This is a genomic window from Paenibacillus sp. plas6 (genome assembly GCF_057221655.1).
In genome coordinates this window covers 3,861,699-3,885,613 of the sequence record NZ_CM170151.1, presented here as the reverse complement: position 1 = coordinate 3,885,613, position 23,915 = coordinate 3,861,699, and the positions used below count along the sequence as shown (strand labels likewise).

Here is a 23,915-nt window from a genome sequence, read left to right as displayed (position 1 = left end):
TAAAAATAAACTGCATCTTAATTGTTAGAGTCAAACCTCTAAATTGAGATGCAGTTTTTTTAATATTCAATAACGAAGTTTATATCCCCTTAACGCTGCAAGCCAACTTTTTAACTTACGGTTTGCTCCACGTAATAGAGTATGTAATGTTGCTACACATATTATAGTAGCAAACTGTTCATTTTCACTTAATTTGGGATTGTTAAGAAAGTCTCCAGTAATGAGTGATACATTATCGTTCTGTAACAATCGCTTTTGTGCAAGCATAATCGCTTCTTTATCGCTATCCATTTTTCCAACTGCTTCTTGAACGAAGGGAGCTAGTCGTTGAATTAACAGCCAAATATCAATATTAAATTTTGATTATGTGTCTTATCATACTCATTAGTCTCTTTTACGATGCAGAGAATCGTCACGATATAGTTGTCTTACGAGTTTAATTTAACAATTTTGGGATCATTTTTCATGGAATATTCTTCTGTCTAAAAATTTTAATATTTCATTTGTTGCAAAACACTTGAAGTGCTGATAACATAGCTATTATCTTGAAATAACATATCAACTTGCTTTCAGCAAGTAAAGACAACGCGTTGAATGCTTTGGGTTAAACTATTACAGGAGCATTTTCTGGAGAGAACGTCTTAGCGTCGCCGAAGGGTTCACTATCTCAGGCAAAAGGACAGAAGGGTAATAAAGCAAGCTTTCTTTAGCTTAAGAACTTGAATGTTAAGTTACTGTGACCAGTTTACGTCATTTGATTTTTTACTTTAACATGTTACAGTTTTTTGTTATTCTAACGTTTAATGAGACTAGTGCTATTTCCACTAGTCTCTTTTGTTTTCTATATGGATTTCCTTTTGCTTTATTTTCACAAAGAAATCCCTCAAAACATCCGTAAGTGAACTCGCTCAGTTATTCAGCTATATTGTTTCAAGAAATTTATCTTGGAGGCATCATCATGGAGCTAAAGCGAGATTTAAAAAGTCGTCACGTTCAGCTTATAGCAATTGGCGGTACAATTGGTACTGGATTATTTTTAGGTTCAGGTAAGGCGATTGCCCTTGCTGGACCAAGTATTATTTTGGCATATTTAATTGTCGGTATTGTAGTATTTTTTGTTATGCGTGCCCTTGGGGAGTTATTATTGTCCAATGCAGGTTACAAAACATTTACCGATTTTGCAACTGAATATATCGGTCCGTGGGCAGGTTATGTAACGGGGTGGACATATTGGTTCTGTTGGATTATGACAGCAATGGCAGACGTCATTGCAGTAGGCATGTACACACAATACTGGTTTGATATTCCGCAATGGGTTCCTTCACTTATCTGTGTAGTTGTACTACTGATTTTAAACTTATTAACTGTAAAACTGTTTGGAGAATTAGAGTTTTGGTTTGCTCTTATTAAAATTGTGACAATCATTGCAATGATTATTATCGGCTTATATATGATCATTACTGGTTTGCAAACAGATGTAGGTACAACTAGTGTATCAAATTTATGGGCTCATGGTGGACTATTCCCTAACGGTATAGAGGGGTTTTTACTCTCATTTCAAATGGTTGTTTTTGCATTTGTAGGAGTAGAGGTTATCGGAGTTACAGCAGCTGAGACCGCTGATCCAAAGAAAAATATTCCAACAGCAATTAATAAACTGCCGATACGAATTTTGCTATTTTATATTGGTGCATTGTTCGTTATTTTAGCAATTAACCCTTGGGATACAATGAATGCAAATAGCTCACCGTTTGTACAAGTATTTACGTTAGCGGGTATTCCGTTTGCTGCGGGTCTACTTAACTTAGTTGTATTAACATCAGCAGCATCCGCAGGGAACTCAGGGATGTTTTCAACAAGCCGTATGATGTATAACCTAGGTTTAAATAACCAAGCGAATACAAAACTTGCAAAATTAAATCATCGAGGTGTACCTAAAAATGCATTAGTTGTTTCAACGATTGTCGTATCAGTTGGCGCCTTGCTTAGCAAATTTATGCCAGACGATGCATTTAGCTTAGTAACAACTATTAGTGCTATTTGTTTTATATGGGTATGGAGTATTATTTTAATTTCACACATTATTTATAATAAGAAAAACAGAGCGTCACATGAAGCTTCAACATTTAAAGCGCCTCTTACTCCTTTTATAAACTATGTCGTGTTAACGTTCTTCGTCTTTTTATTAGGGATAATGCTTTATGCTGAATCGACACGCACGGCAATATTACTAACACCAATTTGGTTTATGATACTTATCGTTTTATATCGAATTCGTGCAAAAAAGAATATGAAATCATTTAAATAGAGATCATAATTAAAGTAAATAAATTATAGTAAAAAAGCGGTTGGTTCCTTCCAACCGCTTTTTGTATAACCTGCTATCCCCTTGCACACCTGTAGCACCAATTATTGAGCTTAGTTGGCCGAACGGATAGATAAAAACAAAAAAACCATCAGTTTAATTGATGGTTTACTTTAAAGGATATTTATTAATGGTGGAGGATGACGGGATCGAACCGCCGACCCTCTGCTTGTAAGGCAGATGCTCTCCCAGCTGAGCTAATCCTCCAACTGGCTCCCCGAACAGGACTCGAACCTGTGACAACTCGATTAACAGTCGAGTGCTCTACCGACTGAGCTATCAGGGAACAATAAGTACTATGTAAAGTTGTACTGACAATTTGTCCAGCTACACGAAGTTGCTGGACTTTTATTTTAATATAAGTCAATTACATTGACAACCCCTTTTACAAAAAAATTATACTAATATATTCAGCTAATTAATGTATTCTTCTTTAGGGATTAGGTGTAAGTGGGGCTTATTTATATGATAGATTGTCAAGCTAAGTGCGACAACTCTTCCATAACTGCCTCATGAGAAGTTTTCCAATTCAGACATTTGCGTGGTCTATGGTTAATTAAATCCAAAGCACATTGAAGTTCAGCTTGATCAACGGTGTTTAAGTCGTACTTCTTAGGAAAGAATTCTCGGAGAAGTCCATTTGCATTTTCGTTACTGCCTCTTTGCCAAGATGAATATGGATCAGCAAAGTATACCGTCAAGCCATGCTCTTCTAACAATGCTTGATGGCAGGCGAATTCCTTTCCACGGTCAACGGTAGCTGTGAGCATAGGCAACGCGAGTTCTTCTAGCACCGTAGCAACCGCTTGCTCCATAGATGCCGCTGAACGGTCTGGCATTTTTACAGCGTGGTAATAGCGTGTTTTTCGCTCAACAAAAGTAGCCAAGCAGCCTTTACTTTTACCACGGCTAGAAACGACAGTATCAAGCTCCCAATGACCAAAGGATTCACGTTGCTTCACTTCTTTTGGACGTTGCCTGATGGATAACCCGAGATTAAAGCGACCTCTGCTTTCACGAGGCTTTCTACGCTTTCCCTTCTGTCGTAAGAAGATGGTGTTCCCTTGGACTAGCCTACCTTGGTAAATCCAGCGGTAAATGGTTTTGAAGGATACCGCTTGCTCAGGATAGTCTTGTTTCATGCGCCCTTCAATTTGTTCTGGGGACCACGTTGCAGCCAAGGTTTGAGTAAGGTAATGTTCTCTTTCTTTCGTCCACTTCCCTTTAGGCTTGCTTTGCATGCGTTTGCGCTGGTAATCTGCTTGCGCATCGCTAGCCTCATAAGCAGAAGACGAGGTATTCAAACGATGAAGCTCACGAGACACCGTAGAATGATGGCGTTTGATCTGCTGTGCAATGGCTCTCGCACTCCAGCCTAAATGAAATAATGTTTCTATTTTTATACGCTCGTTTATGGTAAGATGTGTATAGCTCATGACGAGCCTCCTTGTAGATGGTGTGTGGTAACTTCATTCTACACGAGTTTTCGTCATGGGTTATTTTTTTAGGTGTCGCACTTCATATTACAATCTATCATATAAAAAACCCTCCAATTTAACACCACCCCCTCCCCCCTTTGATATATTTATTTCCGAATCTAAGGTAGTGTCAAAAGTTCTATGAAAACTCAATAGGTGTTCGGGTCGTCTCCCATTTGTTGGGTGGAAAGGCCACGCAATCGCTCTTGACAAACACGCCAATGGTTTGACTCTACTTTAACAAGGGCGACGGGGACAAAAAGAAGGCATGCTAAATAGCCCTTGGTTTTTCCATTTTAAACCATTGGCTAGTTCGGTTTGTCAAGAGTTCGCTCCGCCGATTGCTCGTTTTTACTTCGGGCTCTGCTAAACCAAAAAGTTAGGCTGGTTGTTGTTCGTTAATCCATTGTTGTGCTAAAGCGATCAGTTTAGTCCATCTCGCAGGCATATTCGGGAGCTGCAGTAACTCTGGATTAAGCACTGGCACCTTACCTTCTAATGCAGAATGAGGCCTTAAAAAGTTAAAGTAAGCTACAAACAGGGTCACAAAAGAAACAGATCCTTGTTCGGATCCAAACCCGTGTGTTGAACGATAATTGCCTTTAAATGTGCGATTTAGTCTTTCGATAACTTGTTTGAGATGCCTATACTCCGTTGACACAGGATCTTCATTGGTAAGTCCAATAACCTGCTTGATGTCGAACTGAATATCGTGTTGAGCGAAAAAGTGCTGAGCTAAGAGATAAATCGGATTGCCATCCACCACAAATGTAAGATCTTTAGGAATCTCTTTCAGTTTCATTAAGACATCATCAATGGCACGGATTGCTGACACTGTATCCCGATTTGGCGATACTGGGTAAGACAAAATAATCTTTTTTACCGCATCAAAGAAGAAAAACAAGTAATGCCAACGCCCATTCACCTTGATGTAGGTTTCGTCTCCACAGAACTGGTCAGAAAGTTCGTAGGGATAATAATCTACGTAAGGCTTAAGTATTAGGGCAACTGCATTCTCATAATTTAAAATACTTTGATGCGATATGCTTACCCCATGTACATCTTTCATGAGTGCAGCTGTTTTACGGGCCGAAAGTCCATAGTTGACATGATAGGTTAAAATGAGCCCCAAAGTATGTGGCGACGCATACAGCCTGGATAAATCAACCTTGGGCTTTTTGGGGGAAGACTTAGACAATGGCTGAAAATCGATGTGAAACTGCCGGAAAATGTATCTTAACTTAAAGGATTGAGGATCTTTTTTAAACTGTCTCTTCTCTTTCGAAGACATACCATTTAGTTTCTTTTGGTAATAGGGACAATCATTATTTTTACACTTGAACACGTTAAAGTCTTTTCGCTCTTTGATTTTTTCAAGAGTCTTAGAACAATGAGGACACTTTAAAATGGCCTCTTTCAAATAGCGGCTCTTATCATTAAACAGACAGGAACATACCTTACATTGATACTGTCCTTTGCCCCCATTATTGGCATAAAGATAATCCGATGGAGCACCACACTTCGGACAGTTCATAGATTTAGGTACAGTCGTCTTTGCATTCAAACGCCTTTGAACAGGCTTTAGATGTTTACCGTTTTTCTCTAGGTATTCTGTTAGAAGGATTCGATAATCAAGCTTCTGAAGAGTTTCGTTGATCGGAAGATCATCCACCTGAAGCTTACGATATGGTTTATTGATTGGCTCTTCTTTAGGTTTATCAAACATGTTTTTACCGATAAGAAGAGTAAGTAAAGTTTTAATAATTTGATCTTGGTACTTGATAAATTCAAGTAAATAGGTTAATAATTGAGGATACAAACTTGTCACTTCCTAGTTGTTTGGGATTAAGTGTTCGGTGTGGTAACCTTACTTTTAACCTAAAACTATGGGGGTGGCAAGTTTTTTGCTTTCCGAGACTTATATATCAAGGAAAACCCTCAATTATATATATAAAGTTTTTACAATACGGAATCTAATAAGGAGGGACTAATATGGTTTTAACCGTTAAAAATTTATCGGTCACATACGGTACTAAACTGGCTGTTAATAACATTAGTTTTTGTGTCAAATCTGGTGAGGTAATTGGCTTACTGGGAGCAAACGGAGCAGGAAAATCCTCTACAATTGCGGCTGTACTTGGAATTGAAAAAAGCAAGTACGAAGAGCTCTTATTGCTCGGAAAATCACCGATTCTCCATCGCAAGGAAGTTTTTCAAGAGGTGGGGGTACAATTTCAAGAATCAAATTTTCAAGATAAAATAACAATTCGTGAAGCGTGCCAGCAATGGAAGGCTCTTTATAAACAAACCGCTGATGTATCATCATTGTTGCAAACATTTGGTCTAGCTGAAAAGGAAACTCAACTTGTAAAATCTCTTTCCGGCGGAGAACGACAACGTTTAGCAGTACTGTTAGCATTAATATCAAACCCTAAGCTAGTATTTCTTGATGAGCTTACGACAGGGTTAGATACAAAGGCTCGACGCATACTTTGGAAGCAGCTTTTATCAATGAAAAAAAGAGGGTTGGCAATTGTGTTAACTTCACATTACATGGACGAGGTTGAATTATTATGTGATAAGATCTTGATTCTAAAAAATGGTGAGACGGTCTTTCATGGTACTATTCAGGAGGCACTTAAAGCTAGTGAAAAAGCTACACTAGAAGATGCGTATCTACATTTCTCAGGCGAGGAGGATTAAGTATGAATACATTTCTTACACTATTAAAAATAGAAGGCAAGCTCGTTTGGCGGGGCATTGATATTTTTATATTTGGAATTTGCTTCCCGATTATTTTAGCTACAGTCTTTGGATATTTACTAAGTAAGGACAATGCAGTCGGTGCTTCTAACTTTGAATTATCGTATGCAGCTGTCATTACAATTGGCATTCTAGCAACTGGCGTTATGGGGGTACCTCTAACTATTGCAGATTACCGTCATAGAGGAATATTGAAGAGATTCCAAGTAACACCTACATCGCCTCTCCAAATTTTATTTGCACAAGGATTAATTCAGCTTTCTTCAGCACTCGTATCCTTTATTGGTGTTTCACTTGTTTATCATCTATTATTTGATTATGAACTAAAGCGATCATGGGCAATATTTCTTATAACTTACTTTTTTATTATTTTAGCGATATTTAGCATTGGCATTTTCATTGGTAGCTTAGTGCCTGACCAAAAGTCAGCAAATGTTTGGAGTTCAGTTGCTTACTTTACAATGCTACTGTTTTCAGGAGCAACGATTCCATACGAAGTCATGCCTCGATCATTTCAATGGATTATGGATATTTTACCGCTCTCACACGGAATTCATTTACTAAAGCAGACAAGTACTGGTGCAGCACTAACAGATGGACTTATCCATATCTTGATTTTAACTCTTTGCATTGTAATTGGATTATGGGGGGCAGTAAAATTCTTTAAATGGAAGTAGGTGTATTGGGTGTACAAAACCAATGAAATAGCAGCACTTGTGGGAGTACATCCCAACACTGTTCGCATTTATGAGAAATGGGGCTATATTTCCCCTGTTCCAAGAAAAGCAAACGGCTATCGTATTTATTCGAATATCCATTTGTTTCAGTTAAGAGTCGCGCGAACCCTCTTTCGATGCGAAATTATACAAGGTAATCTTCGAAAAAAGGCTCGCGCAATTGTATATGCGTGTGGTAAAGAGGATTTTACGAGGGCTCAACAATTAACGATAGATTATCTTGCAAATTTAAAACGCGAATATAATCATGCTCTATCTGCTACAAAAGTAGTTGAGAAATGGTTAAGAAAAGAATCTATTGTTAATTCTTGTACTTATTCTCGAAAGGAAGTAGCATTGCTTCTAGATGTTACAACTGAAGCTTTACGAAATTGGGAACGTAACGGACTTATTACAGTTCCTAGACTATCTAATGGAAAACGAGTATATGGTGAACAAGAACTTGATCAACTGCGAGTTATACGAAGTTTAAGAAGTGCCCATTATTCTATTAATGCCATATTACGTTTACTTAAGCAAATTCATCAACCCAATCCGGATATTGTCTTAATATTAAATACACCAACGGATGAGGAAGATATTGTATCAGTGACGGATCAATTAGCCACATCACTACTAGAGGCTATATCAGATGCTAAACATACATTAGCTTTATTTGATGAAAAACCCAAATTTGAATAACAGTAACGGAATGCAGCCCTTTAATAATATATTTAGTATGGATATTTTCATAAATGAACTTGCTAATAACAAGTTAAACACTTTATATTTAATGATATGTTGCTGGAAAACCGTCTTTAGCGATAATTTTTGCTAGTAGTAATTTTGAATAGAATACTGATTACTTATGGTAGCAATAAACTTACAAGTTTTAAAACCAAAGAGCGGTTGCACGTGTCCAGCCGCTCTTTGTCAAAATTGATTATTGCATCAATAAAAAGATTCACTTCAAGCCTCTTATACCACTGAATGTTTTTTACGATGAACATTAGGAAGATTTATTATCCCCGATGCAGCTAAAACACCGATTATCACTAAAAAAGCTCCAATAATTTGAATTACAGTTATCGGAATTCCGATAACAAGGGAAATAATCATCGTCACGACAGGAACTAGGTTAAAAAATAATGATGTTTTACTTGCACCAATCTCTTTTATACCTTGATTCCACCATAGGTAACCAAGGACACTTGTAAAAAAAGCCATGAAAGCAATTGCTCCCCATGCACCAATTGGAATATTCATTAACGGAACAGGGTTAGACGTAAAAAGAGAAAACACTATTAGACTAGCAGCACCGATTATCATAGTAAATGTGGTTGTAGATAGTGTCGTGCCATCCTTTATAAATCGACGTCCAAGTACTCCATAAAGTGCCCAGCAGACGTTTCCTGCAAATATAATGAAGTCTCCACCTGAAATTGATAGGGTTTTAATAGTCTCAATAGAACCCTGCGTAATAACTAGCAATACACCAATGAAAGCGAAGAATATACCTATTACCCCTCTTTTTGTTATGTTATCCTTTAATATAATTCGAGCAAAAATCGTTGTTAATAAAGGATTCAACCCCATAATTAATGCCCCGTTCACGGGAGATGTATATTTCAAACCTACAAAAAACAAAGTATTAAAACCAAATATTCCAACAATCCCACGCATAACATACCAAAAAGCATTCTTTTGCAAATGACTTTTCTTTACACCTTCCGTGAAGATTAAAATCATTAACATAACAACAGCAGCTAAGCCAAAACGCCATGCTGCAGCAGATGCGGGTGAAAAATACGCGACTGTATATTTTGCAAGATTAAAGGTTGCTCCCGTAAAAAAGGAGAAGCCTATTAACATCAAGTATATTTTTAAATGCTTCACTTTCTTTGCTCGTCCTCTTCTAATATAGAATAATAAGTATCCAGTTTTAGCTTTGTTGTAGAAATAATTTCATCTAACTCCTTCTTTTTTTCTTCCATTTTCTCTAAGTGCTTAGTTAATATCTCAATTCGTCTATTTATTGATGGGGTGAGTTCTTTCGTTTCGATATCCGAATGAATCCTTTCTAAAATACAACCATCTTTTACAAATTCCTTAATATCTTCTAGTGACATACCTGTTTGCTTTAAACTTTTAATGAACTTTATGAAACGAACGTCCTCTTCCGTGTACATTCGTTGACCTCCGACTTTTCTTTTTGACGGAGGAAGCAACCCCATTTTTTCATAGTATCTCAATGTATAAGAACTAATCTCCGTTCTTTTTTCAACCTCACTAATGGAATACAAAATAAACTCTCCTTTCTTCTTAAAAAAGTCTATAACTTAGAGTTTACTCTAAGTCAAGTAAATAAAAAAATATTTTACGATTTATTACGGAAGGCAGGTAACTTATTGTGTAAAATAAGCCTTAAACAATAAAGAGCGGTTGCACGTGTCCAGCCGCTCTTTATTGTTTATATATTCTAGTGAATATGAATCAAAAACTATAATTTTACCAAAATGCTCATTTTTGCAAATTAGATGATTCATCACAATGCAATACACCAAGCATTCCAACTTAACTTTTAGCCACAACGGCTATATCCGCAAGACGTACATTGCTTGCAGCCTTCAATATTAATAAGACTAGCAGACCCACAGCTTGGACATAGATCGACATGCGAGCCTGTGCCAGACGCATGTGTTGCTGCGTAATGGTTGCTTTCACTTGCTGCTGTCTGCTGCTCTGTTGCTGCTGCAGCTCCCTTGTAATCAGAGTTTAACTGCTGCTTTCCTTCATCTTGCTGCTCATACGCATATTGATCCGTTCTGTTCGCTTTGTTATTTAGATGCATTTCTAACGCTTTTGCTACTGCATCTGCAATTGACTCGACACGATTGTGACCAAAACCAATTGCTCCAGTACCGCCGATACCTTTCAAATGCTTAATAAGAAGTTGTGTTTTATTACCATGGTCGCCATAGCGTAGGAACAATGAACATACGCGCCCAAGTGCTTCCGCCATAGCAAATACGTCAGAGCCTGCTTTACCAACGATTAAGAAAATTTCAGTAGGCACATCATCCAGATCATTGATCGTAATATAAGCCATACCAAGCGGTGTGTTCATTTTATAGGTTGCACCTTGCAGCACTTGCGGACGACGTTTATATTGACGATCTTCACCGAGCGCTGGCGGTCTTGTTAATCCCTTGCTATCCATCGCTCCATCTAATTGCTCGCTGTTTTCTTGCTCAGCAGCGGTTGTCGACTGCTGCAAACTGTCTTGCTCAGCTGAAACAGCAACAGCCTTTGTTTCTTTGTCAGCATCTTTTTTCTCATCTGTTAATAGTACTTGGGTATCACGGCTGCCGTCACGGTAAATCGTAACTCCTTTACAGCCGAGTTCATAAGCAAGTTCATACAGCTTTTCTGTTTCCTCGATTGTAAAATCATTTGGACAGTTTGCAGTTTTAGAAATCGAGCTGTCTACCCAGCGTTGAATTGCTGCTTGTACACGAATATGATCTTCAGCACTTAAGCTCATTGCTGTGACGAAATAGTCTGGCAGCGGCTCTCCTGGATGCTTATCCAGCCATTCTTGGGCAATTGGCACATATTGCTCATCAAATCCTAGTCGGCTTTGGCGATAATATTTGAAGGCAAAATATGGCTCAATTCCTGTGGACGTGCCGACCATAGTTCCTGTTGAACCAGTTGGCGCTTGGGTAATTACTGTTACATTGCGCATTCCATTTTTGGCAATTGCCTCGCCTACCTCTGGGAATCGTTCAATTAATACCTTCATAAAGCCGCTTTGTACATAAAGATCTTTATCAAATGCACCAAAGCTGCCTTTTTCTCCTGCAATTTCTGAGGATGCCAAGTAAGCCTCTTTGGCGATAAAGCTATATAGCTTGTCCAAAAATTCAAGTGATTCAGGTGAACCATAGCGAATACGCAGCTTAATCATTAGCTCGGCAAGCCCCATCGAGCCAAGACCAATTCTGCGTTCTTTCTTCTGATTCGCTTCATTCTCCGGAAAATGATAAGGCGTGCGATCAATTACGTTATCTAGAAAACGAACTGACCAGCGGGTAACTTTAGCCAACTCTTTCCAATCGACATCATGATTTTTTTCATCATAAAACTTAGATAAATTAATTGCAGATAAATTACATACACCCCATGCAGGCAGCCCTTGTTCACCACACGGATTTGTACAAATAATCGGATTAAAATACCAGCTGTTCGACATATTATTATAACGTTCCATAAAGACAACGCCTGGCTCTGCAGATTTCCAAGCAGATTCAATAATTGTGCTCCATACTTCTCTTGCCTTCACCGTACGGTGTACAATGACTGGTTTGCCAAGTTTGCGCCATGCTGCTAAATCACCGTTCCAAATTTCATCATATTCCGGGTCCGTTGTATCAGGGAATACGAGATCCCACTCCTTATCGTGTTTAACAGCATCCATAAAGCCATCGCTAATACATACAGACAGATTCGCATTTGTAATTTTACCCATTGTTTGCTTAACCGTTATAAAATCAAGCAAATCAGGATGCCAGTCATTTAGCATTAACATTAATGCCCCGCGACGACTGCCGCCTTGCTCGATTAAGCCGGTTGTATAGCTAAACAATCCGCCCCATGACACGGAGCCGCTTGATGTTCCATTTACTCCCACTACTGTAGTACGTTTAGGTCGAAGGGAGGACAAGTTAATTCCTACACCACCGCCGCGTGCCATAATTTCGGTCATTTCTGCAAGTGTATTCATAATTCCGCCACGGCTATCATGCGGAGAGGGAATAACATAACAGTTAAACAGCGTCAATTCGTCACTTGTTCCCGCTCCTGCAGCAATTCTTCCGCCTGGAACGAGCTTCCAATCGTCTAGTATGTAACGAAACCGTTCCTGCCACAATTGTTTTTTATCCTCGTTTTCAACTGAAGCCATTGCAGTCGCTAATCTGTCCCACATTTCCCCAGGCGTTTTCTCTAACGCATGAGTGAGCTTCTCAATCGTAGTAGTTACCTTCTCACCATTGCGCAACTGAACAACAACTTCGTTGCCTTGACGAGTTAGTACCTCACCTGCTTCCTTAACGGGAAAGGAAAGATCTTCCTTTAATAAAACAAGCACCGTATCACCGGGCTTGACATTTGCTGCATCCGCATTTTTTCGTGCATAGCGATCCAAAAATATTTTTTCACTCAATCCTTGTAATTTACTCATGGGCTCACTCCTACCCCTTCAACATATAGTATACAGATTAATATTAACATACAATATCTAGTTTTCAAATGATACTTTTTAATCAATTTTGTGACGCTCGAAATCGATTTAATAAGATTATGATTAATAGCGATTGGGCAATAATAGAGTTAAGCAACAGATTTGTAAAGGAGAAGCTATGAATAATACAATCCATTCTAACCCATATTTCACTCAGCCTGATGTTCAAAAACAGATTCATCCTTCTCTCAATCTTCATTTTAATCGGACATGGTTTAATGAGCTGCAACAGCGCATTCAACAAAATGGCCCTTGGGATCAGTGGAGTATGTTTCAGCTTGCTGTCGAGGCTAAACAGGCGACGTTAATAAAATCATTTGATGAATTGCTTTGCCTGCGAAGCTTGCCTAACTTTGTACCAATGCAGCATCAACTCGAAACAGCTAAACGTGTGCTGCATGAAATGGGCGGCCGCGCCATCTTGGCTGATGAGGTAGGTTTAGGAAAAACGATTGAGGCAGGGTTAATTTTAAAAGAATATATTGTGCGCGGTCTTGTTAAAAAAGCTCTTATTTTAGTGCCTGCTTCACTTGTGCTGCAATGGGTGCGGGAGCTGAATACGAAATTTGGCATACAGGCTGTAGCGCAACGAAAAGCCCATAGCTGGGGCTATGATATCGTAGTTGCCTCACTGGATACAGCAAAGCGCGAGCCGCATCGCGAAACGGTGCTTGCAACTGATTATGACTTAATTATTATTGATGAAGCGCATAAATTAAAAAATAAAAAAACGAGCAACTATCAGTTCGCTGTTCAGCTAAGCAAAAAGTACTGTCTGCTATTAACTGCCACCCCAATTCAAAACGATCTTGATGAGCTATTTAATTTAATATCATTATTAAAACCAGGGCAATTAGGGGGACAAGGTGAGTTTAATAGCAATTTTGTAATTGATAAACGTTTACCGAAAAATGAGGAGCAATTGCAGAATGCCCTATCCTCGATAATGATTCGGAATCGTCGCAGTGATGGCGGGATTCATTTTACAAAACGAATTGTACGAAATATCAATCTTGCACTTTCAAACGAGGAACAGGCGCTATATGATGCTGTCACAACATTCGTCCAAGAGCAAGCTAATCAAGAAGGAATGGACATTAGCAGCATCCTTTCCCTTGTTACTTTGCAGCGTGAGGTATGCAGCAGTCGTGACGCTGTATTTCTTACACTCGTCAATATGTTTAAGAAAACAAGTGAAGATTCTCCAATTCGCGCAAAAATATGGGAGCTCGTGGAATGTATTCGTGCCATTACTTCAAATACAAAAGCAGAAAAGGCATTAGAAATAATCGAGCAATGTAACGATAAAGTAATTGTGTTTACCGAGTATCGAGCAACCCAAGAGTATTTGCTGCAGTTTTTTAATAAGCACAATATTACTGCTGTTCCTTATCGTGGCGGGATGAATCGCGGTAAAAAAGATTGGATGATGGATTTATTCCGCGGAAAAGCAAGAGTGCTTATTGCAACTGAAGCAGGCGGCGAAGGGATTAATCTGCAATTTTGCAACAATATGATTAACTTCGACCTGCCTTGGAACCCAATGCGTGTTGAACAGCGAATTGGTCGCGTACATCGTCTTGGTCAGACGCAGGATGTGAATATATATAATCTATGTACCGTCAATACGATTGAGGAGCATATCCTAAATTTGCTTCATGAAAAAATAAATCTGTTTGAGATGGTTATTGGAGAGCTTGACCAAATTATCGAACGGATCGAGGCGAATAACGGCTCTATCGAGCAACAGCTTGCAAAAGCAATTTTGCGTGGTACGAACCATCAACAGCTCGGCAAGGAAATTAGCAGCATCGGTGAGGTGTTTACATCCTACCAGCAAAAAACGTTACGATAGAGGTGTGATTATTATGAACACTAAGCAGGTATATCGTTTTGTGCAACGGTATTTGGAAGCAACAAATTGTACCATCTTAGAAAAATCACCATATCATATTAAAGTAAAGCTCTCCCCTGAAGCAGACCGAGAGCTTACAAACCGCCCCTATTATTGGAGCTTCATCGATCGCTTAAATGAAACGCCAGAAACAATGAGTTTTCTTTTTGTATTTGATCCAGAAAAATACAATGAACTTGTTGCAGCTCAACCAGAGCAACGACAAGAATCTGTAATAGCCGGCGAAAAAGCATTGGAGCGCGCACTTGGCATTGTTGCCAAACCGATCATGCGAGTGCCGCAAGAGCATTTGCATTTTGGCTCTAATCGACTGCAGCAGCTTTTTCAATCTGCAGAACGCAATGGCAGTTATGTATGCCTTTATCAGGAACCACAGCAACGTGCAATGAATCCTTATGCCTCCAGGCCATACACTGCTTGGTTAGGGATTAATTATGTTGTGGAGTTTAGCTCTGACCGCAAGCGTGAAGAGCTGCACAGCTTAGGTATTTCGCTTGTTACAGGTCACTGTGTCGAAAATTTTTATGAGCAATTACAGTCTTTACGACTTACACCGCGCATCCCTCCTAATGTTCATATTACGAAAAATGGCATCTCCTATTCCAAGGCATTAGCGATTGCGGAAGCCTATCTTGAGCGGAAACTAAAAAATTACAATTATGACTGGGCAATTGAAGCACAAAACAGACTAGCAGAGGAATTAGCACGATTAGATAGCTTTTACTCTCCGTTGCTAAAGGGAGCCGAAGAAGATCAACGAGAAGAAATTGTTCAATTACAACAAAAACGCAAGGAGGAAATTCGCTGGCAATATGAACCTCGTGTTACGGCATCTGTCATGAATTGCGGAATATTTCATCTCGATGGGATTGACTAGCCTATAGTTACGGTAATACGACTAGAGTCTACAAAAAAAGAAGCTCGCTGTGGGAAATATGCGTGACAAGAACTAACAGCCTTTTTATGTCAAATTCGCTACGATAAGTGAAGAGGCCGGCTTAGGACAAGCCGCTAACATTAGTGAGGTGATTAAATGAAACTAAAGCTTGCATTACTTACGATAAAGCTTGCTGGCATACTTTTTACAGTTGGCTTGCCAGCAGCTTATCATACGGTAATAGCATTATTGCATACTGTACAGCAAAATGAGCTTTCTCAAGCCGTAAACGAATGGCAGCAGGAACTAGCAAAGCAGCAAGGCTTTGAGGAATGGAAAGATGCCACAATTTCGATTAGTGCACTTGGACCAGGTACACATAGCTGGCTAGTGCTTGTCTATCAGGATAAAGAGGTTATTGGCTATATGATCGTTCATGCTAAACAGGATGGTGGTTATATTTTAGGAGAATATGGCGTAGGCGATGTTACTAGCTTACGATTACTTGCTGAACATAGCAGCTTATTAAGCTACTACGATCCATTTCATGTCATCTTAACGCTGGAAACTGATGAAGGAATTGCGTACATCGAGCCTTTTCTACAGGAGCAGTTTCCAATTACGGAACAACATATTGCCGGTAAAAGCACTTTTCAATTAGAAGATGAATACGCTTATTTGCCGTCTGACTCCTCTGCTGTGCTGACAGACGCGATCAATGTAGCATACTTTTCACCTTACGATGTAATGCCTTGGTTAACCGGAAATCCGCTCTGTTTCGTCTTAAATGACAAAATGATTGATGATTATTCCATTGAAACAAATATTGAATTAGGCAGTCAAATACGCTATACAACAGAAAGCTGGGATAACACTGTATTTGCTGCCTATTCGGTAACAGGCTATCATAAATGGAATGAGCTTCATTTATACGTCGCATTACAGGACGAAAATGAAGCTCTTACACGCTATATTGATTATGATAGTTTATGGAAGCAAGGATTTTTCTACGAACCAACTGTTTATTAGCTCTTATTACTTACTTTTACGTTTATTTAAGTAAAACATGATCCCCATGCCTCCGGCACCAAACCAACGGAAAAGCCATTGCTCCTTTTGAGCTTTGGCTCTTTCTTTTGCTTTTTTTCGCTCCTCAGCCGGTTTTTCAATATATTCGACAAACTGTTCAGTTAAATATTGTAAGTACTCAGTACCAGTTATTTTTCCCACGATCAATCACTCCTTTTACTATAGAACTGCTTCTTAACTGTAGTATTCCCCATCAGTCAAAAATCAAACGACGTATGAAACTTTAAGCAAAATGCCATCCTAATGCAAGACACTTTTTGTTGAAAGAGGGCTGATTATGAAGCTAAAAAAATGGGGATTACATGGCTTATATCATTTAAACAAGTTTTTACTTATCATTGCACTATGTAATTTGCTTTGTTATGAGCTCTATCGCACTTCAATCGTTTATTCTGCTGCAAGTTTATTACAAAATGAAAGCAGTGCTGATGAGCAAGAGAGTGCCCATCATAGCGATATGAAGCAGCTATTGCCGACTACAGCAGTCATTATTGATGCTGGTCATGGCGGGATTGACGGCGGAGCAACAAACGGGAGTGTTCAGGAAAAAGATATTAATTTGGCGATAGGAAAAAAACTGTATGCGGTACTTACAAGTCGTGGAATCCCAACGATTCTCAATCGTACGCATGATTATGCGCTAAGTGATGATAATCGTTGGCATCGCACCTCGTCCCGACACTTAAAGGATTTATCTCAGCGTATGGGATTAACGCGAGAAATTGACCATACATTATTTGTTAGCCTGCACGTAAATTCGGTGCCAAATAAGAGAGCACATGGGCCTCTTGTATTGCATCAGCCGTATGGCGAAAGTGCAATGCTGGCTCATCATGTACAAGAGCAGTTAAATCAATTGTTTGCTACTCGCAAACGACCGCTTGCAGTAAAAAGCTTCTATGTGCTTAAATATGTCAAATCCCCTGCAATTCTTGTTGAAATGGGGTTTATCAGTAATGACGATGACTTGCGTCGTCTCACCTCGAACACAGAGCAAACAAAAATCGCTGAAAGTATTGCCGATGGAATATCACATTATCTCTGGATCAATTAGAGTAGCACGCACCAGCTCACTTAAATAAACAATTTTGCAGTGCTGTTGCAATTTTGGAATTGAGCGAGCAAGCTCTGCTGCTGTATATTTTCCCGGCATACCGACATGACCAATAATGATCGTTGCTGCATTGTCCTTTATCAATTGATAAACCTTTTGCATTTGCTTATGTACGTGCATTGCTGTATATTCATCGTCTAAAAACAGCTTATTTTCAACATATGGCACACCTAGCTCATTTGCTATCTTAGCTACAACTGATTTATCTGTTGTTTTGCTGTCTAAGTAAAATAGATTATGTTCCTTGCATACTTGCAGCACAACGCGCATAATGCGCTCATTAGCTGTTATTTTCGAGCCCATATGATTATTAATACCGATTGCATATGGTACTTGAGCGAGCGCTGCCTCAACGCGCTCTCTAACTTGCTCATCTGTTAAGTCTGAAGTAATCGCGCCAGGCCCAAGCCATCTTTTTAGCCCTTTATTTGGCTCCATTGGTAAATGTAAAATAACTTCATGGCCAGCAGCATGTGCCCGTTCTGCATCCGATTGTGAGCTGGGAAGAAACGGCATAATGGCAACAGTAAGCGGCGCATCAATCGCTAATATTTCGTCAGTTCCCTCCATATTGTTGCCAAGATCGTCTATCACAATAGCTAAAGTATGCTCGCTTGAATTTGCGGGTTCACGCTCTGCCTTTTGTGCTTGGGCATAGCAAACAGACCCATTATAAAATAGGATAATGATTGCGAAAAGTATCGAAGTAATCACTCTTTGTTTCATCCATTTATCTCCTTTACAGTAAGCTTGTTACTTTATTTTGACCATCAGCATCACTATTTATGTACAAAAAAAGATGAACAGAAGCTGCTCAGCTTCTGTTCATCCTTCTTGCTCAATCAAATAAATCCTCTAATATAGAAAAAACAGTTTTTTTCTTTTTCTTATATGGTCGGCCGTATTTATCATACCCATAATATTTGCTTTTATAGCTATCGAGATAACCTTTGCTTATACTAGAACGATAGCTGTTCGGCGGATAAGGAGAATGAGATATTGTCTTTACTGGTAATCCTTTTGCATGAATATTATGTACATACGATTGCAGTTCCTCGTATTCTTGATGTGTGGCATGAACATCGTGCATCAGTTTGTCCAGCTCACCTCGATCAAGCCACACCCCTTTACACGAAGGACAAACATCAATAAGAACGCCATTCTTTTCTACTTCACGTAACGTAATACCATCACAAACAGGACATAACATAGACTTCATCTCCTTTATTTATTTTTGCTAAACAAGATTAGGTCTTTCTTCACTTGCTGCAATATAAGTATACGTACGACTTAGCTTTACGACTCGTTTATTTTTTTTACGAAGCATAACGGATTGCTCATCCCAAGCGACTACAATACCAATTACATCGTTTTCCTCAATATTATCTCGCACTACTCTAACAAGCTCGCCAGATTGACGAAATGCATCTAATTGCTGTTCGGAGACCATTCTAACCCTCCCTTAGGAATAAAAAGTCTTAACGAAACAAATTTCGTTAAGACTTTGTTGTACCCTATTCGTTTATTGCATGTTCTTTTGAATCATTTGTTTCGAACCATTCATCAAGCACTCTTGAGGACATAACGCGACTATTAATATATTCCACTTGTTTTTCAGAAAATTGATCCTGCCAAGCTATTGAAAGCTCATCGCATAGCTTAACAATGGTAAGTAATTCTGACCAAGCTACATAGCGCTTATACCAAAAAAATTGCGGGTGCTCAATCATATAAGGATATAAATCATCAAACTCAGTATGCTTACAGTCTAATGCGCGTTCAAATGATAACTTAGCACTTGCAATTTTATCATACATAAATTGATCATTAAGCTGTTTCATAAATTATGTCCCCCTTCGCTCTTACTTCCATTATATAAGAAAATAGAAGCATCTCTCAACAAGATTAAGCTGGAAACTAATCTTTAAATACGATTTCACCTGAATCAAGTGAAGCGATTTTCACCAACGATTCAACACGAATGCCCTGTTCTCTAAAATAGTTAGCACCTGCTTGGAATGATTTCTCTACGACAATTCCCATACCTACAAGCTGTGCTCCTGCAGAATCAATAATCTTCACTAATCCGCGAGCTCCATCCCCATTAGCAATAATATCGTCAATTATTAGAATACGATCCTCCGGATTAAGAAATTGCTTAGAAATCACTAAATCAGAAACCATCCCTTTTGTAAAAGAGGGTACACGTTCAACATAGCTGTCCGGATCATTAATTACAGTTTGCTTACGTCGAGCAAATACTAAGGGTACATTTAGCTCATACGCAGTAGCAAATGCTGCAGGAATACCTGATGACTCGATTGTGATGACCTTTGTCACTTTCTCATCAGAAAATCTTTGTGCAAATTCCTTACCAATTTCCATAATTAGCGAAGGATCTACTTGCTGATTAATAATGGAATCCATACGTAAAATATCATTTGATACAATTGCAGATTCCTGTAAAATTAGTTGCTTTAATTGTTCCATAACGATTACCTCCGCTTCATACTCTTTTCAGTAAAATACCATATGTCCGTTAATCTAGCAAGCGGTGAGAAGCATTCTACAAATATTTGCCTCTAAATTGCAAATAACAAAATGTTCAGTTCCTGTAAGAGCTTGTCATGCTTGTCAGCTTCCTTACATATAATGACTAACAGTACAAATACTCAAATTTGTAGCACTTATCAATTATTCGCTGTAAAAAAGTGAGGGGAGCAAATGAATAAACAAGATTGGATTAGAGCAATGCAAATTGCTGCAATTTATATGGGCACAATTGTCGGAGCAGGCTTTGCAACCGGACAAGAAATTTTGCAATTTTTCACGAGGTTTGGCAATTGGGGCTCCTTTGCAATTATGCTAGCAACCTTTCTGTTTATTTGGCTAGGTTATAAGGTGATGCTTCTAGCAAATCAAATTCAAGCTAAATCATACGAAGATCTTAACATTGCCCTGTTTGGAAAAAAACTCGGATTCGTAATAAGCATCATTATGCTAGTTATTTTGCTGGGCGTATCCGCTGTTATGCTCGCGGGAGCAGGCACAATTTTTGAAGAGAATTGGGACCTGCCTTATCAGCTAGGTTTATTAATAACCGCGCTTATTTGCTTTTTATTATTGCTGCGCGGCATTCATGCGATTATTGCCGTAAATTCAATTGTCGTTCCTATCATGCTGCTGTTTACGTTAATCATCTTCTTCCATACGCTTGAGATGCCGAACACTCGCAGCTTTCTGACGATAAAAACCGACTATCCATTATGGACAGCCATAAGCTCTCCTTTTCTATACACTGCTTTTAACCTCGCCTTAGCGCAAGCGGTGTTAGTTCCGATTGGCTCACAAACTAAAAAGACTGTCGTTATAAAATGGGGCTCTATCCTTGGCGGAGTTGGAATTGGCTTTATGCTGCTTGTCGGTCATATTGCCTTATCTGCACATATGCCAGGTGTGCAGCAATTTGCTATTCCTATGGGTGGAATTGCTCGTAATTTGAGCACATTTGTTTATTACATCTATATTGCCATCATTTTTGCCGAAGTTTTTACAACGCTCTTAGCAGATATTTATGGTCTAGCACTACAAGTGCATGAACGTTCGAAGCTGCCTATATCCCTCATTGTACTAAGTGCAATAATTATATGTTATTTAATGAGCCAATTAGGCTTTGGTAATTTATTATCTTTACTTTATCCATTGTTTGGCTTTATTAGTCTTGGTTGGTTTATTCTCATTGCCCGAAAACGATTGTAGACGTATTTCTATTTAAATAAGTACTGTAATTATTGCAGCAATTAATTCGCAAAAACAGGCTGTACAGCTAGTCTGTAACTTTACTAGCGGTACAGCCTTTTGTCTGTAATTATTTACCTAACTCCTCACGGTAAACCTTTTTAAGCTGCGCAATGACACGCTCTAACGAAAATTCTTTTTTCGCTTTATTATTTGCTTCTCGCGCAAGCTGATAGCGATAATCTGGATCGATGATTAATGTTTCCAACGCCTCTGCTAATGCTTGATCATCCTCTGCCGGCACTAATATACCATTAACCCCGTTCTCAATTTGCTCAGAAATTCCTCCAACATCAGTTCCCACTAATGCTAGTTGGCAAAGCGCTGCTTCGGCAAACACCGAGCCAAATGCCTCTGCGCGCGAAGGCAACACAAAAATATCAAAGAACGGGATAAACTCCTCAGGATGAAGCATATATCCGTAAAATATAATATCATCATATAAGCCTAATTGCTGAGCCATATTTTCAAGCTCTTTACGAATCGGACCATCACCGATAATATGCAATACAAACGGATGTCCTTTTTCTTTAATACGAGCACATGCTTTTAGTAATATATCAAGCCCTTTTGCTGGAACAAGCCGACATACTGTAATCAATTGCGTAACTTCATTTTCATGGGCAATTGGACGGAAACGCTTTTCGTCAAAGCCATTATGAATAACCTTAATTTTATCTCCATCAACTACATAATTGTTTAAGTAGGATTTAAATGCGTACGAAACTGTCAATATTCGATCTACCGTTTCTTCTAACTCCCGATATATACTTGTAAGAAACTTTGCTTCCGCGCCATCTTGTGTAATCAATTTATTCAAAATTAGCTCTCGCTCATAACTTGAATGCAAAGTTAACACTATTTTCGTATCTGGAAATAGCTGCTTCATTGCTAAAGCTGCAATTGGATGATGGGCATGGATAAGATCATAGGACTTTTTGATTCGCATTTTAGTCCACCAAAGATAATCTCGGTAAGTTTGAATATATTTATCAATTAATTTATTACCGATATATGGCGTATAGTCGAAGGTTTTAAAGCTAATTTCATCATTACCTTTATTGCGAATTCGTTTCGGTAGAGAAAATAGCTCCATTTCATAACCCATTTGATTAAAGCGTTCCTGAATGTATGGTACCATTGAGGAAACGCCGCCCGGCTGTTCAGGTGGGAAGAACAATGCTTGTAATATTTTCACTGATACCAGCTCCTTAATTCTGTAATAACCATTCTACCACACGACAAATTATGATATTATAGAACATATGTTTCTGTAAACAAAAAATATAGCGCAGAGGTTAACACATGACAATTTTACAAAATTCTTTAACTCTTATCGATTTTCTATCGTCTTGCTTATGCCTAATTGTCATAGGGCTTTGCATTCTTACATCAATCCAGCTTATGCGTCGTTATCGGCAAAAAAACAACTTTGTAACATTAATTATCGGTTTAATGTTAGCATTAGTGCCAAAAATTCTAGATATCATCCAAATAAGCAGCACGAAAAACATGCCCGTGTCATATTATATTACTTCGACATTGACAGCTATCTTTTCCTTCATTTTAATTAATTTTATGCTTATGAAAATGTATGCTAGCGGTGTCAAGTTCAAACTTACTCCTATTCTGCTGCTTGCAATTGGTGCAATTGCAGCTAGCGTCATTAACATAGTTATAAAACCCTATGAAGTCGATAGCTATGGCAATCTAGCCTTTCCAGCGCTAGATATCTATATGTTTATATTATTGATCACTTTTGTAATTGTGACCAGACAGCTCTATCTTCCAAGTTCATACTACATAGGCTTAACCGTAATGTTTGTTTATCAGATAGCTTTTATGCTTGAGCAGTACGTATTCAAGCAGGCTGAAATTTGGTTGTCGATTATCATCCAAGTACTTCCATTCATTTACTATGTGTTTATATTTTATATTCTGCTGGAATGGATTATGGAACGACTGCTTACGACATATCAAAATGCGATTTATGACCAACTTACTGGGCTTTATATACGGAAGTATTTTCAGAAAAAGCTATCTTCTATGATGCAACGGAAACCTGTAGCTGTTATTTTTTGCGATATTGATAATTTTAAGCAACTGAACGATACAAGAGGCCATCAATTTGCTGATTCAGCTTTAAAGCAAACCGCAAGCATTATTAAAGAAGAAGTGCTTCCTTATGGCGTAGCTGGACGTTATGGAGGCGAAGAATTGCTAGCTGCTATTGATATTAGTCGAGTTAAGGCTCAAACCGTTGCGGAAAAAATCCGTGCTAGAGTAGAACAAGAAGCTCAGGTTACAATTAGTGTAGGTTTTTGTACAACAAAAGAAAGCGAGGATATATCCTCGCTAATAAAATTCGCCGATGAAGCGATGTATTATGCTAAAAAGACAGGCAAAAATAAAGTAGTTAACTACAAGTCCATTCCTGCTGCATATAAAAATTGATGTATGTAATAGCTGCTCTATGGATAAGCCACTGTCGAGGG

General features: G+C 38.6%; 23 protein-coding genes, 2 tRNA genes and 1 riboswitch. Of the genes, 10 read left to right on the top strand and 15 right to left on the bottom strand.

Annotated features, from left to right (window positions below):
- Positions 1 to 66 precede the first annotated feature (66 nt).
- A complete protein-coding gene (locus AC2TDL_RS17125; protein ID WP_484697271.1) occupies positions 67 to 291 on the bottom strand; it encodes a class I SAM-dependent methyltransferase in 225 nt (74 codons plus the stop codon).
- Between the two features lie 326 nt (positions 292 to 617).
- Positions 618 to 693: riboswitch (glycine riboswitch) on the top strand.
- 265 nt (positions 694 to 958) lie between these two features.
- On the opposite strand from AC2TDL_RS17125, the gene AC2TDL_RS17120 reads away from it, so the two are divergent.
- Positions 959 to 2,308 carry an amino acid permease gene (locus AC2TDL_RS17120; protein WP_484697270.1) on the top strand — a complete coding sequence of 450 codons (1,350 nt, stop codon included), beginning with the start codon at positions 959 to 961 and terminating at the stop codon, positions 2,306 to 2,308.
- A gap of 188 nt (positions 2,309 to 2,496) precedes the next feature.
- Here the strand turns inward: AC2TDL_RS17120 and AC2TDL_RS17115 are convergent.
- From AC2TDL_RS17115 to AC2TDL_RS17100, 4 genes are all read right to left on the bottom strand, one after another.
- Positions 2,497 to 2,572 (bottom strand) — tRNA-Val (locus tag AC2TDL_RS17115).
- A gap of 3 nt (positions 2,573 to 2,575) precedes the next feature.
- A tRNA-Asn gene (locus tag AC2TDL_RS17110) sits at positions 2,576 to 2,651 on the bottom strand.
- Between the two features lie 190 nt (positions 2,652 to 2,841).
- Positions 2,842 to 3,801, bottom strand: a complete 960-nt coding sequence (locus AC2TDL_RS17105; RefSeq protein WP_484696043.1) for an IS30 family transposase — start codon at positions 3,799 to 3,801, stop codon at positions 2,842 to 2,844.
- Positions 3,802 to 4,222: 421 nt separating this feature from the next.
- A complete protein-coding gene (locus AC2TDL_RS17100) occupies positions 4,223 to 5,662 on the bottom strand; it encodes an IS6 family transposase (protein WP_484696056.1) in 1,440 nt (479 codons plus the stop codon).
- 173 nt (positions 5,663 to 5,835) lie between these two features.
- Between AC2TDL_RS17100 and AC2TDL_RS17095 the strand changes: the two genes are divergently transcribed.
- The 3 genes from AC2TDL_RS17095 to AC2TDL_RS17085 are packed head-to-tail and all read left to right on the top strand — an operon-like array spanning position 5,836 to position 8,024.
- Entirely contained in the window at positions 5,836 to 6,546 is a 711-nt protein-coding gene (locus AC2TDL_RS17095; RefSeq protein WP_484697269.1) for an ABC transporter ATP-binding protein, read from the top strand.
- Positions 6,547 to 6,548: 2 nt separating this feature from the next.
- Positions 6,549 to 7,283, top strand: a complete 735-nt coding sequence (locus tag AC2TDL_RS17090) for an ABC transporter permease (protein ID WP_484697268.1) — start codon at positions 6,549 to 6,551, stop codon at positions 7,281 to 7,283.
- Positions 7,284 to 7,292: 9 nt separating this feature from the next.
- Positions 7,293 to 8,024, top strand: coding sequence for a MerR family transcriptional regulator (locus AC2TDL_RS17085; RefSeq protein ID WP_484697267.1), 732 nt, complete (start codon positions 7,293 to 7,295; stop codon positions 8,022 to 8,024).
- A gap of 276 nt (positions 8,025 to 8,300) precedes the next feature.
- Here the strand turns inward: AC2TDL_RS17085 and AC2TDL_RS17080 are convergent, their stop codons facing one another.
- The 3 genes from AC2TDL_RS17080 to AC2TDL_RS17070 form a co-directional block, all read right to left on the bottom strand.
- Positions 8,301 to 9,218: a DMT family transporter gene (locus tag AC2TDL_RS17080; RefSeq protein ID WP_484697266.1), complete on the bottom strand. Its 918-nt coding sequence runs from the start codon at positions 9,216 to 9,218 to the stop codon at positions 8,301 to 8,303.
- The gene (locus tag AC2TDL_RS17075) at positions 9,215 to 9,625 is read right to left on the bottom strand and encodes a MerR family transcriptional regulator (protein WP_484697265.1); all 411 of its coding nucleotides are present in this window, start codon (positions 9,623 to 9,625) and stop codon (positions 9,215 to 9,217) included. The genes AC2TDL_RS17080 and AC2TDL_RS17075 overlap by 4 nt, the downstream gene beginning before the upstream one ends.
- A 278-nt stretch (positions 9,626 to 9,903) precedes the next feature.
- Entirely contained in the window at positions 9,904 to 12,567 is a 2,664-nt protein-coding gene (locus AC2TDL_RS17070; protein WP_484697264.1) for an adenosylcobalamin-dependent ribonucleoside-diphosphate reductase, read from the bottom strand.
- Between the two features lie 178 nt (positions 12,568 to 12,745).
- Between AC2TDL_RS17070 and AC2TDL_RS17065 the strand changes: the two genes are divergently transcribed.
- The 3 genes from AC2TDL_RS17065 (at position 12,746) to AC2TDL_RS17055 (ending at position 16,448) form a co-directional block, all read left to right on the top strand.
- Positions 12,746 to 14,482 carry a DEAD/DEAH box helicase gene (locus AC2TDL_RS17065; RefSeq protein WP_484697263.1) on the top strand — a complete coding sequence of 579 codons (1,737 nt, stop codon included), beginning with the start codon at positions 12,746 to 12,748 and terminating at the stop codon, positions 14,480 to 14,482.
- Positions 14,483 to 14,495: 13 nt separating this feature from the next.
- Positions 14,496 to 15,419: a YqhG family protein gene (locus tag AC2TDL_RS17060; protein WP_484697262.1), complete on the top strand. Its 924-nt coding sequence runs from the start codon at positions 14,496 to 14,498 to the stop codon at positions 15,417 to 15,419.
- Between the two features lie 156 nt (positions 15,420 to 15,575).
- Positions 15,576 to 16,448, top strand: coding sequence for a hypothetical protein (locus AC2TDL_RS17055; protein WP_484697261.1), 873 nt, complete (start codon positions 15,576 to 15,578; stop codon positions 16,446 to 16,448).
- Positions 16,449 to 16,454: 6 nt separating this feature from the next.
- Here the strand turns inward: AC2TDL_RS17055 and AC2TDL_RS17050 are convergent, their stop codons facing one another.
- A complete protein-coding gene (locus AC2TDL_RS17050) occupies positions 16,455 to 16,649 on the bottom strand; it encodes a YqzE family protein (RefSeq protein ID WP_484697260.1) in 195 nt (64 codons plus the stop codon).
- Positions 16,650 to 16,785: 136 nt separating this feature from the next.
- Between AC2TDL_RS17050 and AC2TDL_RS17045 the strand changes: the two genes are divergently transcribed.
- Entirely contained in the window at positions 16,786 to 17,562 is a 777-nt protein-coding gene (locus tag AC2TDL_RS17045) for an N-acetylmuramoyl-L-alanine amidase family protein (protein WP_484697259.1), read from the top strand.
- Here AC2TDL_RS17045 and AC2TDL_RS17040 read toward each other — a convergent pair.
- The 5 genes from AC2TDL_RS17040 to AC2TDL_RS17020 form a co-directional block, all read right to left on the bottom strand.
- Entirely contained in the window at positions 17,539 to 18,348 is an 810-nt protein-coding gene (locus AC2TDL_RS17040) for a divergent polysaccharide deacetylase family protein (RefSeq protein WP_484697258.1), read from the bottom strand. The genes AC2TDL_RS17045 and AC2TDL_RS17040 overlap by 24 nt on opposite strands.
- A 112-nt stretch (positions 18,349 to 18,460) precedes the next feature.
- Positions 18,461 to 18,832, bottom strand: a complete 372-nt coding sequence (locus AC2TDL_RS17035; protein ID WP_484697257.1) for a TFIIB-type zinc ribbon-containing protein — start codon at positions 18,830 to 18,832, stop codon at positions 18,461 to 18,463.
- Between the two features lie 27 nt (positions 18,833 to 18,859).
- Positions 18,860 to 19,072 (bottom strand): hypothetical protein, encoded by a 213-nt coding sequence (locus AC2TDL_RS17030; RefSeq protein WP_484697256.1) that lies wholly within the window; start codon positions 19,070 to 19,072, stop codon positions 18,860 to 18,862.
- Between the two features lie 64 nt (positions 19,073 to 19,136).
- On the bottom strand, positions 19,137 to 19,463 hold the full coding sequence (locus tag AC2TDL_RS17025) for a hypothetical protein (protein WP_484697255.1): 327 nt from the start codon (positions 19,461 to 19,463) through the stop codon (positions 19,137 to 19,139).
- A gap of 76 nt (positions 19,464 to 19,539) precedes the next feature.
- Positions 19,540 to 20,112, bottom strand: a complete 573-nt coding sequence (locus tag AC2TDL_RS17020; protein WP_484697254.1) for a xanthine phosphoribosyltransferase — start codon at positions 20,110 to 20,112, stop codon at positions 19,540 to 19,542.
- Between the two features lie 234 nt (positions 20,113 to 20,346).
- Between AC2TDL_RS17020 and AC2TDL_RS17015 the strand changes: the two genes are divergently transcribed.
- Positions 20,347 to 21,381 (top strand): YkvI family membrane protein, encoded by a 1,035-nt coding sequence (locus AC2TDL_RS17015; protein ID WP_484697253.1) that lies wholly within the window; start codon positions 20,347 to 20,349, stop codon positions 21,379 to 21,381.
- Positions 21,382 to 21,490: 109 nt separating this feature from the next.
- On the opposite strand, the gene AC2TDL_RS17010 is transcribed toward AC2TDL_RS17015, so the two are convergent.
- Entirely contained in the window at positions 21,491 to 22,618 is a 1,128-nt protein-coding gene (locus AC2TDL_RS17010; RefSeq protein ID WP_484697252.1) for a glycosyltransferase family 4 protein, read from the bottom strand.
- Positions 22,619 to 22,824: 206 nt separating this feature from the next.
- Here AC2TDL_RS17010 and AC2TDL_RS17005 point away from each other — a divergent pair, with 206 nt between their 5' ends.
- A complete protein-coding gene (locus tag AC2TDL_RS17005; protein WP_484697251.1) occupies positions 22,825 to 23,874 on the top strand; it encodes a GGDEF domain-containing protein in 1,050 nt (349 codons plus the stop codon).
- The last annotated feature ends 41 nt before the right edge of the window (positions 23,875 to 23,915 follow it).

Coding starts and splice junctions, on each gene's coding strand:
- AC2TDL_RS17090 (WP_484697268.1), top strand. CDS start 6,549: ATGAATACATTTCTTACACTATTAAAAATAGAAGGCAAGCTCGTTTGG.
- AC2TDL_RS17055 (WP_484697261.1), top strand. CDS start 15,576: ATGAAACTAAAGCTTGCATTACTTACGATAAAGCTTGCTGGCATACTT.
- AC2TDL_RS17120 (WP_484697270.1), top strand. CDS start 959: ATGGAGCTAAAGCGAGATTTAAAAAGTCGTCACGTTCAGCTTATAGCA.
- AC2TDL_RS17040 (WP_484697258.1), bottom strand. CDS start 18,348: ATGAAACAAAGAGTGATTACTTCGATACTTTTCGCAATCATTATCCTA.
- AC2TDL_RS17015 (WP_484697253.1), top strand. CDS start 20,347: ATGAATAAACAAGATTGGATTAGAGCAATGCAAATTGCTGCAATTTAT.
- AC2TDL_RS17045 (WP_484697259.1), top strand. CDS start 16,786: ATGAAGCTAAAAAAATGGGGATTACATGGCTTATATCATTTAAACAAG.
- AC2TDL_RS17105 (WP_484696043.1), bottom strand. CDS start 3,801: ATGAGCTATACACATCTTACCATAAACGAGCGTATAAAAATAGAAACA.
- AC2TDL_RS17070 (WP_484697264.1), bottom strand. CDS start 12,567: ATGAGTAAATTACAAGGATTGAGTGAAAAAATATTTTTGGATCGCTAT.
- AC2TDL_RS17095 (WP_484697269.1), top strand. CDS start 5,836: ATGGTTTTAACCGTTAAAAATTTATCGGTCACATACGGTACTAAACTG.
- AC2TDL_RS17020 (WP_484697254.1), bottom strand. CDS start 20,112: ATGGAACAATTAAAGCAACTAATTTTACAGGAATCTGCAATTGTATCA.
- AC2TDL_RS17065 (WP_484697263.1), top strand. CDS start 12,746: ATGAATAATACAATCCATTCTAACCCATATTTCACTCAGCCTGATGTT.
- AC2TDL_RS17030 (WP_484697256.1), bottom strand. CDS start 19,072: ATGGTCTCCGAACAGCAATTAGATGCATTTCGTCAATCTGGCGAGCTT.
- AC2TDL_RS17005 (WP_484697251.1), top strand. CDS start 22,825: ATGCGTCGTTATCGGCAAAAAAACAACTTTGTAACATTAATTATCGGT.
- AC2TDL_RS17025 (WP_484697255.1), bottom strand. CDS start 19,463: ATGAAACAGCTTAATGATCAATTTATGTATGATAAAATTGCAAGTGCT.
- AC2TDL_RS17125 (WP_484697271.1), bottom strand. CDS start 291: ATGGATAGCGATAAAGAAGCGATTATGCTTGCACAAAAGCGATTGTTA.
- AC2TDL_RS17060 (WP_484697262.1), top strand. CDS start 14,496: ATGAACACTAAGCAGGTATATCGTTTTGTGCAACGGTATTTGGAAGCA.
- AC2TDL_RS17035 (WP_484697257.1), bottom strand. CDS start 18,832: ATGTTATGTCCTGTTTGTGATGGTATTACGTTACGTGAAGTAGAAAAG.